Below are 17,790 nucleotides of genomic sequence, written 5' to 3' on the forward strand. Positions count from 1 at the left end.
GCGCACGAGGAGAATCAACATGCTTCCGGCTCTTTGGGTCGCTAAAACCGGCCTGTCCGCCCAGGACACCAACCTGACGGTCATTTCCAACAACCTGGCCAACGTCTCGACCACCGGTTTCAAACGTGACCGTGCCGAGTTCCAGGACCTGCTGTATCAGATCCGTCGTCAGCCCGGCGCCCAGTCGACCCAGGACAGCGAGCTGCCCTCGGGCCTGCAGGTCGGTACCGGTGTGCGCATCGTTGGCACCCAGAAAAGCTTTGTCGCCGGTAGCCTGCAGACCACCGAAAACCCGCTGGACATGGCGGTCAACGGTCGTGGCTTCTTCCAGATCCTGCAGCCGGATGGCACGGTTTCGTACACCCGTGACGGTACCTTCCACCTGAACTCCGACGGCCAGATCGTCACCGCCAACGGTTACGCCCTGGAGCCTGCCATCGTCGTGCCGAACGATGCACAGACCTTCACCGTGGGCCAGGACGGCACCGTGTCGATCACCACCGCCGGCAACCCGGCAGCGCAGGTGATCGGCAACATCCAGACCGCCGACTTCATCAACCCGGCCGGCCTGCAGGCGATCGGCGACAACCTGTTCCTTGAGACCGCCGCCAGTGGCGCGCCGCAAGTCGGCACCCCGGGCCTGAACGGTTTCGGCACCACCCTGCAGCAGACCCTGGAAAACTCCAACGTCAGCACCGTGGAAGAGCTGGTGAACATGATCACTACCCAGCGTGCCTACGAGATGAACTCCAAGGTCATTTCCACCGCTGACCAGATGCTGTCGTTCGTCACTCAACAGCTCTAACCCAGTCACTCTGTTGCACCCGTGAGGTAAGCGTCATGAATCGTCTGTTGTCCGTTTTCGCCCTGGGGGGGGCGGTGTTGCTGGCAGGTTGCGTCGCGCCGACGCCCAAGCCCAACGACCCGTACTACGCGCCGGTACTGCCGCGCACCCCGTTGCCGGCAGCGGCCAACAACGGTTCGATCTACCAGGCCGGTTTCGAGCAGAACCTGTACAGCGACCGCAAGGCGTTCCGGGTGGGTGACATCATCACCATCACCCTCAACGAGCGCACATCGGCCAGCAAGAACGCCGGCTCGCAGATCCAGAAGAACAGCAACGCCAATATCGGCCTGACCTCGTTGTTTGGCAGCACGCCGAGCACCAACAACCCGTTCGGCAGTGGTGACCTGTCGCTGGAGGCCGGCTATAGCGGCGAGCGCGCCACCAAGGGCGACAGCAAGGCCACCCAGGGCAACACCCTGACCGGTTCCATTACCGTGACCGTGGCCGAAGTGCTGCCCAACGGCATCATCGCCGTGCGCGGCGAGAAGTGGCTGACCCTGAACACCGGCGAAGAGCTGGTGCGCATTGCCGGCATGATCCGCGCCGACGACATCGCCACCGACAACACCGTGCCGTCCACCCGTGTGGCCGATGCACGCATCACCTATTCCGGTACCGGCTCGTTCGCCGATGCCAGCCAGCCCGGGTGGCTGGACCGCTTCTTCATCAGCCCGCTTTGGCCTTTCTGAGTACGGATGACCATGTTCAACGTGAGGCAGCTGATTGCCGCAACCCTGCTTCTGTCCTGTGCCTTTGGCGCCCAGGCCGAGCGCCTGAAGGACATTGCCAGCATTTCTGGCGTGCGCTCCAACCAGCTGATCGGTTACGGCCTGGTGGTGGGGCTCAATGGTACGGGTGACCAGACCACCCAGACGCCGTTCACCCTGCAGACCTTCAACAACATGTTGTCGCAGTTCGGCATCAAGGTGCCGGCCGGCTCCGGCAACGTGCAGCTGAAAAACGTCGCGGCCGTGTCGGTGCATGCCGACCTGCCGGCGTTCGCCAAGCCAGGCCAGGTGGTGGACATTACCGTGTCCTCGATCGGTAACTCCAAGAGCCTGCGCGGCGGCAGCCTGCTGATGACCCCGCTCAAAGGTATCGACGGCAACGTCTATGCCGTGGCCCAGGGCAACCTGGTGGTGGGCGGCTTCGATGCCGAGGGCCGCGATGGTTCGAAAATCACCGTCAACGTTCCGTCGGCTGGTCGTATTCCTGGCGGTGCTACCGTCGAGCGTGCAGTGCCGAGCGGCTTCAACCAGGGCAACAGCCTGACCCTGAACCTCAACCGCCCCGACTTCACCACCGCCAAACGCATCGTCGACAAGGTCAACGACCTGCTCGGCCCAGGCGTGGCCCAGGCCGTGGACGGCGGTTCGGTGCGGGTCACTGCGCCGATGGACCCGAGCCAGCGCGTGGACTACCTGTCGATTCTCGAGAACCTCGAGATCGACCCGGGCCAGGCAGTGGCCAAGGTCATCATCAACTCGCGTACCGGCACCATCGTCATCGGCCAGAACGTCAAGGTGTCGCCGGCCGCGGTGACCCACGGCAGCCTGACCGTGACCATTACCGAAGACCCGATCGTCAGCCAGCCGGGGCCGTTCTCCAACGGCCAGACTGCCGTGGTGCCGCGCTCGCGGGTCAACGCCGAGCAGGAAGCCAAACCGATGTTCAAGTTCGGCCCGGGCACCACGCTGGATGAGATCGTCCGCGCGGTGAACCAGGTGGGCGCAGCGCCCAGCGACCTGATGGCCATCCTCGAAGCCCTGAAACAGGCCGGCGCCTTGCAGGCCGACCTGATCGTGATCTGAGGACGGCGCGGATGAACAGCAAAAGCCTGGTTTCCGGTAGCGTCGACAGCGGCGCCTACACCGACCTCAACCGCCTCAGCTCGCTGAAGGTGGGTGATCGCGACAGCGAAGCCAACGTGCGCAAGGTGGCCCAGGAGTTCGAATCGCTGTTCATCAGCGAAATGCTCAAGGCCTCGCGCAAGGCCAGCGACGTGCTGGCCGACGACAATCCGATGAACACCGAAACGGTGAAGCAGTACCGCGACATGTACGACCAGCAGCTGGCTGTGAGCATGTCCCGCGAAGGTGGCGGTATCGGCCTGCAGGACGTGCTGGTGCGCCAGCTGACCAAGGGCCGCAGCACATCCATCAATACCAGCCCGTTCCCGCGCGCCGAGGGCGGTGGCCCGGCGTTGTGGGGCAACAAGGTGGCGCAGCCGGTGCATGCCAATGATTCGGCAGCTACCCGCAACGACGTTGCCGCGCTCAACTCGCGGCGCCTGGCGTTGCCGAGCAAACTCACTGACCGCTTGCTGGCCGGCATCGTGCCGTCGGCGGCCACCACCAACAGCGCTGCCGTACCGGCCCGTGACGGCCAGCAGGTAGCCCAGGCCTTCGCCGTGCCGGACAACGGCCTGCGCATCCTCGGCCGCGCCGTGGCCCAGCCGCCACTGGCACCGAACAAGGCTTTCGCCGACAGTGACGAATTCGTCGCCACCATGCTGCCGATGGCCGAACAGGCCGCCAAACGCATTGGTATCGACCCGCGCTACCTGGTGGCCCAGGCCGCCCTGGAAACCGGTTGGGGCAAATCGGTAATGCGCAACACCGATGGCAGCAGCAGCCACAACCTGTTCGGCATCAAGGCCACCGGTAACTGGCAGGGCGAGCAGGCGCGGGCGATCACCAGCGAGTTCCGTGACGGCCAGTTCGTCAAGGAAACGGCGGCGTTCCGCAGCTACGACTCGTACCAGGACAGCTTCCACGACCTGGTAAGCCTGTTGCAGAGCAATTCCCGCTATCAAGATGCACTGGATTCGGCCGATAACCCTGAGCAGTTTGCAAGAGAGCTGCAAAAGGCAGGTTATGCGACCGACCCGGGCTATGCGAAGAAAATCATCAGCATCGCCCGGCAAATGCAAGCAACCCCGCAATACGCCATGGCTGGCAGAACCACGAATCTATAAAAGGACTAAATCATGTCGAGCCTGATTTCTATCGGCCTGAGTGGCCTGAGTGCCAGCCAGGCGGCATTGTCGGTAACCAGTAACAACATCGCCAACGCCGCAACCAGTGGCTATTCGCGCCAGCAGACGATTCAGGCAGCGGGCCCTTCGCACAACATCGGCGCGGGCTTCCTGGGTACCGGCACCACGCTGTCGGACGTGCGCCGCATCTACAGTGCCTACCTGGACAACCAGCTGCAGACCGCCACCTCGCTGCAGGCCGACTCGGTCGCCTTCCAGGACCAGATCACCACCGTCGACAAGCTGCTGGCCGACCGTGACACCGGTATCAGCTCGGTCCTTACCGCATTCTTCTCGGCCCTGCAGACCGCAGCGGCCAAGCCCGGTGACGTCGCCTCGCGGCAGTTGCTGCTGACCCAGGCGCAGACCTTGAGCAACCGCTTCAATGCGGTGTCCACCCAGCTGAGCCAGCAGAACGATGTGATCAACTCCCAGCTCGATACGCTGGCGGGACAAGTCAACAAGCTCACCGGCAGCATCGCCGAGTACAACAAGCAGATCGCCGCGGCCAGTGGCACCGGCAATACCCCCAACAGCCTGCTGGATGCGCGCAGCGAAGCCGTGCGTCAGCTCAACGAGCTGGTGGGTGTGACGGTGCAGGAGCGTGACGGCAACTACGACGTATACCTGGGCAGTGGCCAGTCGCTGGTCACCGGCAACAAGGCCAATACCCTGTCGGTGCAGCCGGGTGCTGCCGACAAGAGCCAGGCCAGCCTGCGCATCAACTACGAGTCGTTCAGCTCCGACGTGACCTCGGTGATTACCGGTGGCACCATCGGCGGCCTGTTGCGCTATCGCCAGGATGTGCTGACGCCGTCGATGAACGAGCTCGGCCGTGTCGCCCTGGTGGTGGCCGACAGCATCAACAGCCAGTTGGGCCAGGGCCTGGATGCCAACGGGCAGTTCGGCAGCTCGCTGTTCTCCAGCATCAACAGTGCCACCGCCATTGCCCAGCGCAGCCTGGCCTCGTCGAACAACAGCTCCGGCTCTGGCAACCTCGATGTGACCATTGCTGACAGTGGCAAGCTGACCACCTACGACTACGAGGTGAAGTTCACCAGCGCCAACCAGTACAGCGTGCGCCGTTCCGACGGCACCGACATGGGCACCTTCGACCTCAGCGCCGACCCGGCGCCGGTGATCGACGGCTTCAGCCTGTCGCTCAATGGCGGTGGCCTGGCGGCAGGGGACAGCTTCAAGGTGATCCCCACCCGTGCGGCAGCCGGCAGCATCACCACCACCCTCACCGATGCCAACAAGCTGGCTTTCGCCGGGCCGATCAGTGCCACGGCGGGCAGTGGCAATAGCGGCACCGGCACCATCACCCAGCCGACGCTGGGCGAATCGCTGGACATCTATGGCGGTGCCGATACCGCGCTGGTGCAGCAGGCGATTCGCGACTCGATGCCGGTGCGTGTGGTGTTCGACGCCGCCAGTGGCGGCTCCCAGGGCTACAAGCTGTACGATGCCAAAGGTACCCAGATAGGCACCGGCAGCGTGGTGCCAGGTACCGACAACAAACTGTCGGTGGCTGTGCCGATGCTCGATGCTGCTGGCAACCCGATTCTCGACGGCAGTGGCAACCCGCGCACCTTCGCGGTCGAGACCACCATCGGTGGCAGCCCGGCGGCCAACGACAGCTTCACCCTGTCGTTCAATGCCGACGGCAAGGCCGACAACCGCAATGCCACGGCGCTGCTGGGCCTGCAGACCAAGTCGACGGTGAACACCGGCTCTGGCGGCGGCACCAGCTTCACCTCGGCCTATGCCTCGCTGGTCGAGCGCGTGGGGGCCAAGGCCAACCAGGCCACCATCGACACCACGGCGACCCAGGCGGTGCTCAAGTCCGCCAGCGAAAGCCGCAGCGCGGTGTCCGGGGTGAACCTGGATGACGAGGCGGCCAGCCTGGTGAAATTCCAGCATTACTACACAGCGTCGTCGCAGATCATCAAGGCGGCGCAAGAAACCTTCAGCACCCTGATCAATGCCCTGTAAGGAGTAGAGTCTCGTGCGTATTTCCACCGCTCAGTTCTATGAGTCCAGCGCCAGCAGCTACTCCAAGAACTTCTCCAGCATGAACAAGACCAACGATCAGGTGACGTCGGGTATCCGCATCCAGACTGCGGCCGATGACCCGGTCGGCGCTGCGCGCCTGTTGCTGCTGCAACAGCAGCAGTCGCTGCTGGACCAGTACAGCAGCAACATCAATACGGTGAGCAATGCCCTGCTGCAGGAGGAGAGCGTGCTCTCCACCATCAACGATGCCATGCAGCGTGCCAGTGAGCTGGCAATCCGCGCCGGTGGTGCCGGGGTTACCGATTCCGACCGCGTGGCCATCAGCACCGAGCTGAAAGAGATCGAGGCAAACATTTTCGGCCTGCTCAACTCGCGCGATGCCAATGGCGACTACATGTTCGGCGGCTCCAAGAGCACCTCGCCGCCCTATGTGCGCAACTCCGACGGCACCTACAGCTACCACGGTGACCAGACCCAGTTGAGCCTGCAGGTGTCCGACACCCTGAACCTGGCGACCAACGACACCGGCTTCACCATCTTCGACTCGGCCAGCAACAAGAGCCGCACCCAGTCGACCCTGCTGGTGCCGGCCACCGACGATGGCGTGGTCGGGGTATCGCCAGGCCTGATGACCTCGAGCAGCAGCTACAACAACAGCTTCACTGCGGGCCAGCCGTACAAGCTGACCTTCACCAGTGCGACCCAGTACGTGATTACCGACGCCAATGGCAACGACGTCACTGCTGAAACCGCCACCAACGGTACCTTCGACAGCAAGACCGAAGGTGCCAACCGCATTGCCTTGCGTGGCGTGGAGTTCGAAATCACCGTCACCCTGGAGGAGGGCGCCGATGCCGATGCCGCCGTGGCGGGGCGTGAATTTTCCCTGGCGGCGCGTCCGGATTCGTTCAACACCACCCGCAGCGCAGGAAACACTTCCAGCGCCCAGGTCACCAGCAGCACCGTAACCGACCAGGCCGCCTATCGCAGCACCTTCCCCAGCAATGGTGCGGTGATCAAGTTCACCGGGCCGGGCAGCTACGAGTTCTACGCCCAGCCGATGACAGCCGATAGCAAGCCGGTAGCCACGGGCACCTTCACTGCGCCGGCGTTGACGGTGGCCGGTGTGACCTACCAGGTCTCCGGTTCGCCGCAGGCGGGTGACCAGTTTGCGGTCACGGCCAACACCCACCAGAACCAGAACGTGCTGGAAACCCTCAGTCAGCTGCGCGCGGCGCTGGACACGCCGGTGACCGGTATTGGCCAGGCCAATGCGTTGAAGGATTCGGTGGCTTCGGCAATCGCTAACCTGGCCAGCGCTCGTGAGCAAATTGACATCACTCGCGGTTCGATCGGTGCCCGTGGCAACTCGCTGGAGATCCAGCGCCAGGAGAACACCAGCCTGGGCCTGGCCAACAAGACTACCCAGAACGCCATCGGCAACACCGACATGTCCCAGGCGGCCATCACCCTGACCTTGCAGCAGGCCATGCTCGAAGCCTCGCAACTGGCCTTCTCGCGCATTTCTCAGCTGAGCCTGTTCAACAAGCTCTGATCGGTGGTTTAAAAAGATGGGGCTGCTTTGCAGCCCTTCGCGGGCGCGCCCGCTCCCACAGGAACTGCATGGGCCTCAAGCTCATGCCAAACCTGTGGGAGCGGGCGTGCCCGCGAAGGGGCGCAAAGCGGCCCCGCCTTTTTCCTGCCTGCGAAACGCCCAGTCCGCACACCCTCGCCACGGCTTTCGTAGCATTTCAATGTGACCAATGAGTCAAAACGGTCATCTTCCCTGTATTCTATGCAGCAGCTGTTGCAGCATTTTGTTACCGGTGCGCAGGCGAGCACTGCCTTCAACCCCCAGCGGTGACGTTCCGGTATTTGGCGCCCTCAATTCATCGAGTGGTGGTCTTTGGCTGTTTTCATTGGGAAGCCAGAATGATTGGCATCAAAAGCATTGCGAGTTACGTGCCCACCGCTGGCCTGGACAACTATGTCCAGGGTGCGAAGTTCGGCAAGGACGAAGAGTTCATGTTCGGCAAGATCGGCGCGTCGTTCCTGCCGCGCAAGGCCGCTGAACAGGAAACCTCCGACCTGTGCGTGGAAGCCGCCCAGGCGCTGTTCGCCAGCAACCCCGACCTCGACCCGCAATCGATCGATGCGCTGATCGTGGTCACCCAGAACGGTGACGAAGAAGGCCTGCCGCACACCGCCGCCATCGTCCAGAGCAAACTCGGCCTGTCCACCCGCGTGGCGGCGTTCGACGTGTCGCTGGGCTGCTCCGGCTACGTGTACGGCTTGTACGCCATCAAGGGCTTCATGGAAGCGGCAGGGCTGAAGAACGGCCTGCTGATCACCGCCGACCCGTATTCGAAGATCGTCGACCCGGAAGACCGCAACACCACCATGTTGTTCGGTGATGCGGCCACGGCCACCTGGATGGGTGAAAACGCGGTATGGAACCTGGGCCAGGCGCGCTTCGGCACCGACGGTTCCGGCGCCGAGCACCTCAAGGTCAGTGATGGCAAGTTCTTCATGAACGGCCGCCAGGTGTTCAACTTTGCCCTGGTCAAGGTGCCGGCGCACCTGCACGAACTGCTGGATGCCAGTGGCCTGAAGTCGTCGGATATCGACGCCTTCTGCATCCACCAGGGCAGTGCGGCGATTGTCGATGCCGTGGCCCGGCGTTTCGAAGAGGACCACCCGGAGAAGTTCGTGAAAGACATGCTGGAAACCGGCAATACCGTTTCCTCCAGCGTGCCGCTGCTGCTGCAGAAGCACATGCTCGACGGCAGCTGGAAGCGCGTGGCGATCAGCGGCTTTGGCGTGGGCCTGTCGTGGGGCTCGGCCATCCTGTACCGCGACTGATCCCTCAGCAGTCCAAAAAAAGCGCCCGGCGGCCACCGCCCGGCGCTTTTTTAATGCTCGAAAGAACATCGTGGCCGTTACACGGCTTCTGTGGGAGCGGGCATGCCCGCGAATACCGGCCAAGCCGGTGCCAGCCACCGAGTTGCCTTCTTCGCGGGCGCGCCCGCTCCCACAGGGGAGGGATGGTGCTACTGATATGGTATTTAGCCTGCTCTCGCACGGTTTTTGACGCCAATAAACCGCCCTTAAGCCCTTGATTTCTCTGGGCTGGCCTCGTGCCAGCATTTTTTTTTTAAAAAGGCCCTCAAGCAACCCGCGCACCCGACGATAACTATTACGAAGGTTCTCTAGGCCAATCCGGCGGTTGCCAAGGCCGGAAGCCGCAGTACCCATCCAACGAGGATTTCGTCATGGCTTTAACTGTAAACACCAACATTGCGTCGATCACTACTCAGGGCAACCTGACCAAGGCTAGCAACGCTCAGACCACTTCGATGCAGCGTCTGTCCTCGGGTCTGCGCATCAACAGCGCTAAAGACGACGCCGCCGGCCTGCAGATCGCCAACCGTCTGACCAGCCAGATCAACGGCCTGGGCCAGGCAGTGAAGAACGCCAACGACGGTATCTCCATTGCCCAGACCGCTGAAGGTGCAATGCAGGCTTCGACCGACATCCTGCAGAAAATGCGTACCCTGGCCCTGTCCTCGGCTACTGGCTCCCTGAGCGCCGACGACCGTAAGTCGAACAACGACGAATACCAGGCTCTGACTGCCGAACTGAACCGTATTTCCACCACCACCACCTTCGGTGGCCAGAAGCTGCTGGACGGCTCGTACGGCACCAAGGCCATCCAGGTCGGCGCCAACGCCAACGAAACCATCAACCTGTCGCTGGACAACGTTGCCGCTAGCAACATTGGTTCTCAGCAGATCAAGAGCACTGCGATCGCCCCAAGCGCGACCGGCCTGGCTGCTGGCAGCATGACTGTTACTGGTAACGGCCAGACCAAGACTGTTACTTACGCCGCAGGTGCTTCGGCCAAGACCATCGCAGCCGATCTGAATGGTTCGATTGGTGGTTTGACTGCAAGTGCAAGCACTGAAGTCAAGCTCGATGTTGGTGCTGCGACGCCTTCCAACTTCAAGCTGGCTGTCGGCAGCAGCGGTACTGTCGACTTCGTTGGTGTAACCGATCTGGCCAGCCTGGCCGACCAGTTGAAATCCAACGCTGCCAAGCTGGGTATCAGCGTCAACTATGATGAAGTGAACAAGAGCCTGAGCGTCAAGTCGGACACCGGCGAGAACCTGAGCTTCTCCGGTGCTGATGCCAACGCCCAAGCGAATATCCTGATCGGTGCCAAAGATGGCTCTGGCAACTTCGCTACCCCTGCTGCCCTGGGCGCTGCGGCCATCGTAGTCAACGGCCAGATCTCCCTGGACTCGGCTAAAGGCTACTCGCTGAGCGACGCTGGTACCGGTGTATCCGCCCTGTTCGGTAGCGCCACTGTTTCGTCGGCCAAGACCACTATCGCTCAAACCGACGTTACCGATGCCACCAATGCCCAGAACGCCCTGGCCGTTATCGACAAGGCCATCGGTTCGATCGACAGCGTCCGTTCGGGCCTGGGTGCTACCCAGAACCGTCTGCAAACCACCGTCGACAACCTGCAGAACATCCAGAAGAACTCCACCGCTGCCCGCTCCACCGTGCAGGACGTGGACTTCGCTTCGGAAACTGCCGAGCTGACCAAGCAGCAGACTCTGCAACAGGCTTCGACTGCAATCCTGTCGCAGGCTAACCAGCTGCCATCCTCGGTCCTGAAACTGCTCCAGTAATTCAGGCGCCTGAGTAAAGGGTGAAAGGGTGCGTTTACGTGCCCTTTCACCCTTTTTGACATGAGGAGTTCGAAACATGGACATGAGTGTCAAGCTGGGTCAGGTGTATCCCTCTACGTTGCCCCCGGCGCCTGTCGCTGATCGGGACCCGCTGGTGCCTGCCAAGGTGCAGGAGGCTGCGGCCCCCGAAAAAAAACAGCCACACTCGCGCGAAGACCTGGAAAAGGCAGTTGACGAGATCCGGGATTTCGTCCAGTCGAGCCAGCGTCAGCTGGATTTTTCCATTGATGATTCCACCGGTCGGGTCGTGGTCAAGGTGATTGCCACCCAGTCGGGAGAAGTGATCCGACAACTTCCGTCGGAAACGGCACTGAAGCTCGCCCAGAGCCTGAGTGAAGCCGGCAGCCTGCTGTTCGATGATCAGGTATAGGCTGGCATGATTTTTGTTGCTGTCGATTTTTTGATGGATTCATTCGCCAAGGATCCGGCAGCTACTGAACAAGGAGAGCAATGATGGCAGGTACAACAGTCAGCGGTATTGGCTCGGGCATCGATACCCAGGCGATCGTGGAATCCCTGGTGGCCGCGCAGAAGGCGCCGAAGCAGGCGCAGATCAATACCCAAACGCTGAAGGCAACCACCACGTTGTCCTCGATCGGCAAGATTCAGTCGGCCCTGGATGCCTTCCGCGGCGCTTTGACCAACATGACCGATAGCAATAGCTTCGGTGGTCTGAGCTTGAAATCCTCGGATGAGAAGGTTGCGACCGTGACCATGGGCACGGGGGCGGCTAACGGTTCGTTCTCGCTGGTGGTCAGCAAGCTTGCGACTGCCTCGAAAGTGTCGACCAAGGTTTATGCCGGCGGCGCCGGCTCGGTAGTCAATTCCGGCTCCACTCCGACCACCTTGAAGATCAGCCAGAGTGGCAAGGATTACGACCTCAGCGTTCCGCCGGGCGCGACACTGCAGCAGGTGCGGGACAGCATCAACAGCCAGTTCGGCGTGGCGGGCCTGAGTGCCAACGTGCTGACGGATGCCTCGGGCTCGCGTTTGATCATCACCTCGACCAAGATGGGTGTGGGTTCCGATATCACGCTTTCGGGAAATTCCGGCATCGATACCGGTTACACCGTCATCGATCCCCCCACCGATGCCGAGTACACGCTTGATGGCATTGCCATGAAGTCCAAGACCAATGACATCACTGATGCGGTCAGCGGCCTGAACATCAAGCTGGTCGGCACGTCTCCGAAAAACGCCACGAGCGGGGAGCTGACGCCCACCGTGCTCTCGCTGAGTACCAGCAGCACCGCGCTGAAGTCCGGCCTCAAAGGCTTCATCGATACCTACAATGCTTTGCTGACGGTGCTCAACACGGAAACCAAAGTCACCAAGAACGCCGATGGTTCCATGACCGCAGCAGCGCTGACGGGTGATGCGTCGATGCGTGCACTGATGACGTCCATTCGTGAAGAGCTCAATGCCGTATCCGGCAATGGCACGTTGAAGTCCCTTGCCGCGTTCGGCGTTACTTCGTCCCAGGACGGCGGCCTGCTGAGCCTGGACGACAAGAAGTGGGACAAGGCGGCTACCAGCAATGCGGCCGACCTGACCAGTATCTTCAATGGCAAGGACGGCCTGTTGGCGCGTTTGCAGAAGGTGACCGAGCCGTTTGCCAAGGCCAGCACCGGTACCCTTGCCGAGCGCTCCAAGACCCTGAGCGAGAGCCTGACCAAGCTCAAGACCGAACAGGACACCCTGGATGCGCGTATGGAAGCCCTGCAAAAGAGCTTGCAGGACAAGTACAACAACATGGATACCCTGGTCACCCAGCTGCGCCAGCAGCAGAACTCGGTGCTGAGTACCCTCAACGCGCTGAACAAAGCCAATAGCGACGATTAATCCGTGAACATTGCATGAAGTCCGGGCATGATGCCCGGCTTCATGTCATCGGCCGGTAAAGTTTTGCACCGCCTGCCCGATACAGGGAATATCACCCCTTTAAGTCTGCCCGTCACGAGGTCGCAAGATGAATCCCATGAGAGCCCTTCGTCAGTACCAGAAGGTCAATTCCCATGCCCAGATTTCCGAAGCCACGCCCCATCGCCTGGTGCAGATGCTGATGGAAGGCGGCCTCGATCGCATGGCCCAGGCCAAAGGCGCCATGGCGCGCGGCGACATCGCGGAGAAGGGCCTGATGCTCGGCAAGGCGATCGATATCATCATCGGCCTGCGCGATGGTTTGTCGCCTGAAAAAAGCGAAAACCCGGAGTATGTCGAGAAGCTCGACGCCCTGTATGTGTACATGACCAATCGCCTGATGCAGGCCAACGTCGACAACGATGCCGGCATCATCGATGAAGTTGCCCAGTTGCTGATTACCGTTAAAAGCGGTTGGGACGGGATCGCCGACGCCCAGCCCGCCAGCTGACGGCAAGGAGAATACCGTGAACGCACTGCAACGCCTCGATGACACCTGCGATGCCCTGATCGGCGCCTTGGGTGAGCGTGACTGGGATGCCATTGCCAAGCTGGATGTGGCCTGCCGTGCGTGCATCGACGAGGTGCTGAAAACCCATGCGATGGACCAGGCGTTGCTGCGCGAGAAGCTGGAAGGGGTGCTGCAGGTCTACCGTAGTCTGATCGATGTGACAACCGGTGAACGCCAGGCTATTGCCGAAGAGATGATGCAGATCAATCAGGCGAAAAATGCTTCGAAGGTTTACCATCTCTTCAGTTAAGATGCGCACAACTGAATGAAAGGCGCCATAAATTTGACTGTGCGGGCCTTTTTGACTTTACTAGTGGCTGTTTTCGAATTTCAGACGTCCGAACACTGACCATTCAGTCGGAATGATGTCGAGCACGCCTTCGGGCGCCGATATGACTAGGGAAGTTGCTATTGCATGTGGCGTGAAACCAAGATTCTGCTGATCGACGACGACAGCGCACGCCGCCGCGACCTGGCGGTGGTGCTGAACTTTCTCGGCGAAGAAAACCTCGCTTGCTCCAGCCAGGACTGGCAGCAAGTGGTCGAGCCGTTGTCTTCGAGTCGCGAAGTGCTGTGCGTGCTCATTGGCACTGTAAACGCTCCGGGCAATCTCCTTGGGCTCGTTAAGACAGTGGCAGGGTGGGATGAGTTCCTTCCAGTTCTGCTTTTAGGTGAAATTTCTTCTGCGGAGTTCCCGGAAGACCTTCGCCGCCGGGTGCTTTCCAATTTGGAAATGCCGCCAAGCTACAGCCAACTGCTGGATTCGCTGCACCGTGCCCAGGTCTATCGCGAGATGTACGACCAGGCGCGCGAGCGTGGGCGCCAGCGCGAACCCAACCTGTTCCGCAGCCTGGTTGGCACCAGTCGTGCCATCCAGCACGTGCGGCAGATGATGCAGCAGGTGGCCGATACCGATGCCAGCGTGCTGATCCTGGGTGAGTCCGGCACCGGCAAGGAAGTGGTTGCGCGCAACCTGCACTACCATTCCAAGCGCCGCGAAGCGCCATTCGTGCCGGTCAACTGCGGCGCGATCCCGGCCGAACTGCTGGAAAGCGAACTGTTCGGCCACGAGAAGGGCGCCTTTACCGGGGCGATCACCAGCCGTGCCGGGCGTTTCGAGCTGGCCAACGGCGGCACCCTGTTCCTCGACGAAATCGGCGACATGCCGTTGCCGATGCAGGTCAAGCTGCTGCGCGTGCTGCAGGAGCGTACCTTCGAGCGCGTGGGTAGCAACAAGACCCAGAGCATCGATGTGCGCATCATCGCCGCGACCCACAAGAACCTCGAGACCATGATCGAGGAGGGTACGTTCCGCGAAGACCTGTACTACCGCCTCAACGTGTTCCCCATCGAGATGGCGCCGCTGCGCGAGCGGGTGGAAGACATCCCGCTGCTGATGAACGAGCTGATCTCGCGCATGGAGCACGAGAAGCGCGGCTCCATCCGCTTCAACTCGGCATCGATCATGTCGCTGTGTCGCCATGGCTGGCCGGGCAACGTGCGCGAGCTGGCCAACCTGGTCGAGCGTATGGCGATCATGCACCCCTATGGGGTGATTGGCGTGTCCGAGCTGCCGAAGAAATTCCGTTACGTCGATGACGAAGACGAGCAGATGGTCGACAGCCTGCGCAGCGACCTGGAAGAGCGTGTGGCGATCAACGGCCATACGCCGAATTTCAGCGGCCACGCCATGCTGCCGCCTGAAGGCCTGGACCTGAAGGACTACCTGGGTAGCCTGGAGCAGGGCCTGATCCAGCAGGCGCTGGACGATGCCAACGGTATCGTTGCGCGCGCGGCTGAACGTTTGCGCATTCGTCGTACCACCCTGGTCGAGAAGATGCGCAAGTACGGCATGAGCCGTCAGGGTGGCGAGGAACAGGCGGAGGATTGACGGCCGGGCCGGGGTGTTCGGCTTGGTCTTGATGGCGCCTGTGAGATCGAGCGCCGCGCGGGCGGCGCTCGATTTGCGCCCCGCCACAAATCTCAAGCCATGCGTTAAATCCCCCATCTCCGGCACGGCTATTGCTACATCGCTGGCACCACACCGTTTTTATGACGGTCAGCCACGCGAGAGAGCAAGATGCCCCAGGCCGCCCACGTATCCCGAGCCCCCGTTCCGCAGGGGCGAACCCCGGTCGAGCAGGAAAGTCGCCAGGGTGTCGAGCAGGCCTTCGCCCTGTTCAATCAGGTATCCAGCCAGCTGAGCCAGTCCTACAGCCTGCTCGAAGCCCGGGTCAGCGAGCTCAAGGGTGAGCTGGCAGTGGTCAGCGCCCAGCGCATCGACGAACTTGGCGAAAAGGAACGCCTGGCCAACCGCCTGCAGAACCTGCTGGACCTGCTGCCCGGCGGGGTGATCGTGATAGATGGCCAGGGCTTGGTACGCGAAGCCAACCCGGCCGCCTGCGAATTGCTCGGCGAGCCGCTGGTTGGCCAGCTGTGGCGCCAGGTGATCGCCCGCAGCTTTGCCCCGCGCAAGGATGATGGTCACGAAGTCTCGCTGCGCGACGGTCGCCGTCTGTCCATTGCCACCCGCTCGCTGGATGCCGAGCCCGGCCAGTTGGTGCTGCTCAATGACCTGACCGAGACCCGCCGTCTGCAAGATCAGTTGGCCCGCCACGAGCGCCTGTCGTCGCTGGGGCGCATGGTCGCCTCGCTGGCGCACCAGATCCGCACGCCACTGTCGGCGGCCATGCTCTACGCCAGCCACCTGGCTGACCCTGAACAAGACCTGGGTGCGGAAACCCGCCAGCGCTTTGCCGGTACCCTGAAAGAGCGCCTGCACGAACTGGAGCACCAGGTGCGCGACATGCTGGTGTTCGCCCGTGGCGAGCTGCCGCTGGGTGATCGGGTCACGCCAAAAGCCCTGTTCCAGGCCTTGCAGCAAGCGGCTCAAGCGCATGTGCAAGGGCACGCGGTGCGCTGGCAGTGCGACAGCCACCTGGGTGAACTGCTGTGCAACCGCGACACCCTGGTCGGTGCCCTGCTCAACCTGATCGAAAATGCGCTGCAAGCCAGCGACGGCCCGGCGCGACTGAAAGTGCACCTGTTCCGCCGCGAGCGTAGCCTGCAGTTGTGCATCAGCGACGCCGGCAGTGGCATCGACGCAGACCTGCTCGGCCGCCTGGGTGAGCCGTTCCTGACCACCAAGGCCACTGGCACTGGCCTGGGCCTGGCGGTGGTCAAGGCGGTGGTGCGCGCGCACCAGGGCAAGATCGGCCTGCGTTCGAAGGTCGGTCGTGGCACCTGTGTGCGGGTGGAGCTGCCGTTGATCGACGGGCAACTGGCGGAGGGCATGTAGTGGCGATCAAGGTACTGCTGGTCGAGGACGACCGCGTATTGCGCCAGGCATTGGGCGATACCCTGGAAATCGGCGGTTTCGACTACCTGGCGGTGGGCAGTGCCGAGGAGGCGCTGGAGGCGGTGCTGGAAGAGGCTTTCAGCCTGGTGGTCAGTGATGTGAACATGCCTGGCATGGATGGGCACCAACTGCTGGCCCAGCTGCGCCGCCAGCACCCGCAATTGCCCGTGTTGCTGATGACCGCGCATGCCGCGGTGGAGCGTGCCGTCGAGGCGATGCGCCAGGGGGCCGCCGACTATCTGGTCAAGCCGTTCGAGCCCAAGGCGTTGCTCAGCCTGGTCGAGCGGCATGCCGCCGGGCGGGTGGTTGAAGAAGAAGGCCCGGTGGCGTGCGAGCCGGCCAGTCGTCAGCTGCTGGAGCTGGCCGCGCGCGTGGCGCGCAGTGACTCGACCGTGCTGATTTCCGGCGAGTCCGGCACCGGCAAGGAAGTGCTGGCGCGTTACATTCACCAGCAGTCGCCGCGGGCGGCGCAGCCCTTCGTGGCAATCAACTGCGCGGCCATCCCTGACAACATGCTCGAGGCCACCCTGTTCGGCCACGAGAAGGGTGCCTTTACCGGCGCCATTGCTGCCCAGGCCGGCAAGTTCGAGCAGGCCGAAGGCGGCACTCTGCTGCTAGATGAAATCTCGGAAATGCCAATGGCCTTGCAGGCCAAGCTGCTGCGCGTGCTGCAGGAGCGCGAGGTGGAGCGGGTAGGCGGGCGCAAGCCGATCAGCCTGGATATCCGCGTGCTGGCCACCACCAACCGTGACCTGGCTGGCGAAGTGGCTGCCGGGCGTTTCCGTGAAGACCTGTACTACCGCCTGTCGGTGTTCCCTCTGGCCTGGCGCCCGCTGCGCGAACGCCCAGGGGACATCCTGCAACTGGCCGAGCGCCTGTTGGCGCGTCATGTGGCGAAGATGAAGCATGCCCCGGTTCGCCTGTCGCCCCAGGCCCGGGCCTGCCTGCAGACGTATGCCTGGCCGGGCAACGTGCGCGAACTGGACAACGCTTTGCAACGGGCGCTGATCCTGCAGCAGGGCGGGGTGATCGAGGCGGCGGATTTTTGTCTGGCAGGCGCCATTCCATTGTCGGCTAGCCTCGAGCCATCCCCTGAGGTGGTGGTCGAGGCTGGCGGGCTGGGCGATGACATGCGTCGTCATGAGTACCAGATGATCATCGACACCCTGCGCGCCGAGCGCGGTCGCCGCAAAGAGGCGGCCGAACGCCTGGGGATAAGCCCGCGCACCTTGCGCTACAAGCTGGCACAGATGCGTGATGCCGGATTCGACGTCGAGGCCAGTCTGTTCGGCTGATTGACACTGCATCCTGCTGCGCGTGCGGCCCTTGTGGGAGCGGGTTTAC

General features: G+C 62.3%; 15 protein-coding genes. All 15 read left to right on the top strand.

Annotated elements, in window-relative coordinates:
- The first annotated feature begins 19 nt into the window (after window positions 1–19).
- The 15 genes from flgG to M2S36_RS16975 all read left to right on the top strand — a co-directional run bounded on the left by flgG (window position 20) and on the right by M2S36_RS16975 (window position 17,741).
- Window positions 20–805, top strand: coding sequence for a flagellar basal-body rod protein FlgG (flgG, locus tag M2S36_RS16905; protein ID WP_013973621.1), 786 nt, complete (start codon window positions 20–22; stop codon window positions 803–805).
- Between the two features lie 35 nt (window positions 806–840).
- Window positions 841–1,536, top strand: coding sequence for a flagellar basal body L-ring protein FlgH (flgH, locus tag M2S36_RS16910; RefSeq protein WP_013973620.1), 696 nt, complete (start codon window positions 841–843; stop codon window positions 1,534–1,536).
- 12 nt (window positions 1,537–1,548) lie between these two features.
- Entirely contained in the window at window positions 1,549–2,658 is a 1,110-nt protein-coding gene (locus M2S36_RS16915; RefSeq protein ID WP_015271237.1) for a flagellar basal body P-ring protein FlgI, read from the top strand.
- A gap of 11 nt (window positions 2,659–2,669) precedes the next feature.
- Complete coding sequence (flgJ, locus tag M2S36_RS16920) at window positions 2,670–3,824, top strand: flagellar assembly peptidoglycan hydrolase FlgJ (protein WP_233687572.1); 1,155 nt, start codon at window positions 2,670–2,672, stop codon at window positions 3,822–3,824.
- 12 nt (window positions 3,825–3,836) lie between these two features.
- Window positions 3,837–5,879 (top strand): flagellar hook-associated protein FlgK, encoded by a 2,043-nt coding sequence (gene flgK, locus M2S36_RS16925; protein ID WP_207829691.1) that lies wholly within the window; start codon window positions 3,837–3,839, stop codon window positions 5,877–5,879.
- 13 nt (window positions 5,880–5,892) lie between these two features.
- Entirely contained in the window at window positions 5,893–7,455 is a 1,563-nt protein-coding gene (locus M2S36_RS16930; protein WP_207829705.1) for a flagellar hook-associated protein 3, read from the top strand.
- A 377-nt stretch (window positions 7,456–7,832) separates the two neighbouring features.
- A complete protein-coding gene (locus tag M2S36_RS16935; RefSeq protein ID WP_025340093.1) occupies window positions 7,833–8,762 on the top strand; it encodes a ketoacyl-ACP synthase III in 930 nt (309 codons plus the stop codon).
- A 410-nt stretch (window positions 8,763–9,172) separates the two neighbouring features.
- Window positions 9,173–10,597 carry a flagellin N-terminal helical domain-containing protein gene (locus M2S36_RS16940; protein ID WP_333957484.1) on the top strand — a complete coding sequence of 475 codons (1,425 nt, stop codon included), beginning with the start codon at window positions 9,173–9,175 and terminating at the stop codon, window positions 10,595–10,597.
- A gap of 76 nt (window positions 10,598–10,673) precedes the next feature.
- Window positions 10,674–11,027, top strand: coding sequence for a flagellar protein FlaG (locus tag M2S36_RS16945; RefSeq protein WP_207829721.1), 354 nt, complete (start codon window positions 10,674–10,676; stop codon window positions 11,025–11,027).
- Between the two features lie 83 nt (window positions 11,028–11,110).
- On the top strand, window positions 11,111–12,499 hold the full coding sequence (fliD, locus tag M2S36_RS16950) for a flagellar filament capping protein FliD (protein WP_207829731.1): 1,389 nt from the start codon (window positions 11,111–11,113) through the stop codon (window positions 12,497–12,499).
- 127 nt (window positions 12,500–12,626) lie between these two features.
- Window positions 12,627–13,028, top strand: a complete 402-nt coding sequence (gene fliS, locus M2S36_RS16955) for a flagellar export chaperone FliS (protein ID WP_061304368.1) — start codon at window positions 12,627–12,629, stop codon at window positions 13,026–13,028.
- A 16-nt stretch (window positions 13,029–13,044) separates the two neighbouring features.
- Window positions 13,045–13,338, top strand: a complete 294-nt coding sequence (locus tag M2S36_RS16960; protein WP_207829733.1) for a flagellar protein FliT — start codon at window positions 13,045–13,047, stop codon at window positions 13,336–13,338.
- Between the two features lie 165 nt (window positions 13,339–13,503).
- Entirely contained in the window at window positions 13,504–14,979 is a 1,476-nt protein-coding gene (gene fleQ / locus M2S36_RS16965) for a transcriptional regulator FleQ (protein ID WP_063912846.1), read from the top strand.
- A gap of 189 nt (window positions 14,980–15,168) precedes the next feature.
- Window positions 15,169–16,386 carry a sensor histidine kinase gene (locus M2S36_RS16970; protein WP_207829744.1) on the top strand — a complete coding sequence of 406 codons (1,218 nt, stop codon included), beginning with the start codon at window positions 15,169–15,171 and terminating at the stop codon, window positions 16,384–16,386.
- A complete protein-coding gene (locus M2S36_RS16975; RefSeq protein WP_333957485.1) occupies window positions 16,386–17,741 on the top strand; it encodes a sigma-54-dependent transcriptional regulator in 1,356 nt (451 codons plus the stop codon). Before M2S36_RS16970 ends, M2S36_RS16975 begins: the two co-directional genes overlap by 1 nt.
- Window positions 17,742–17,790: the final 49 nt, after the last annotated feature.

This window comes from Pseudomonas sp. SF2 (assembly GCF_036858055.1).
Lineage (GTDB): Bacteria > Pseudomonadota > Gammaproteobacteria > Pseudomonadales > Pseudomonadaceae > Aquipseudomonas.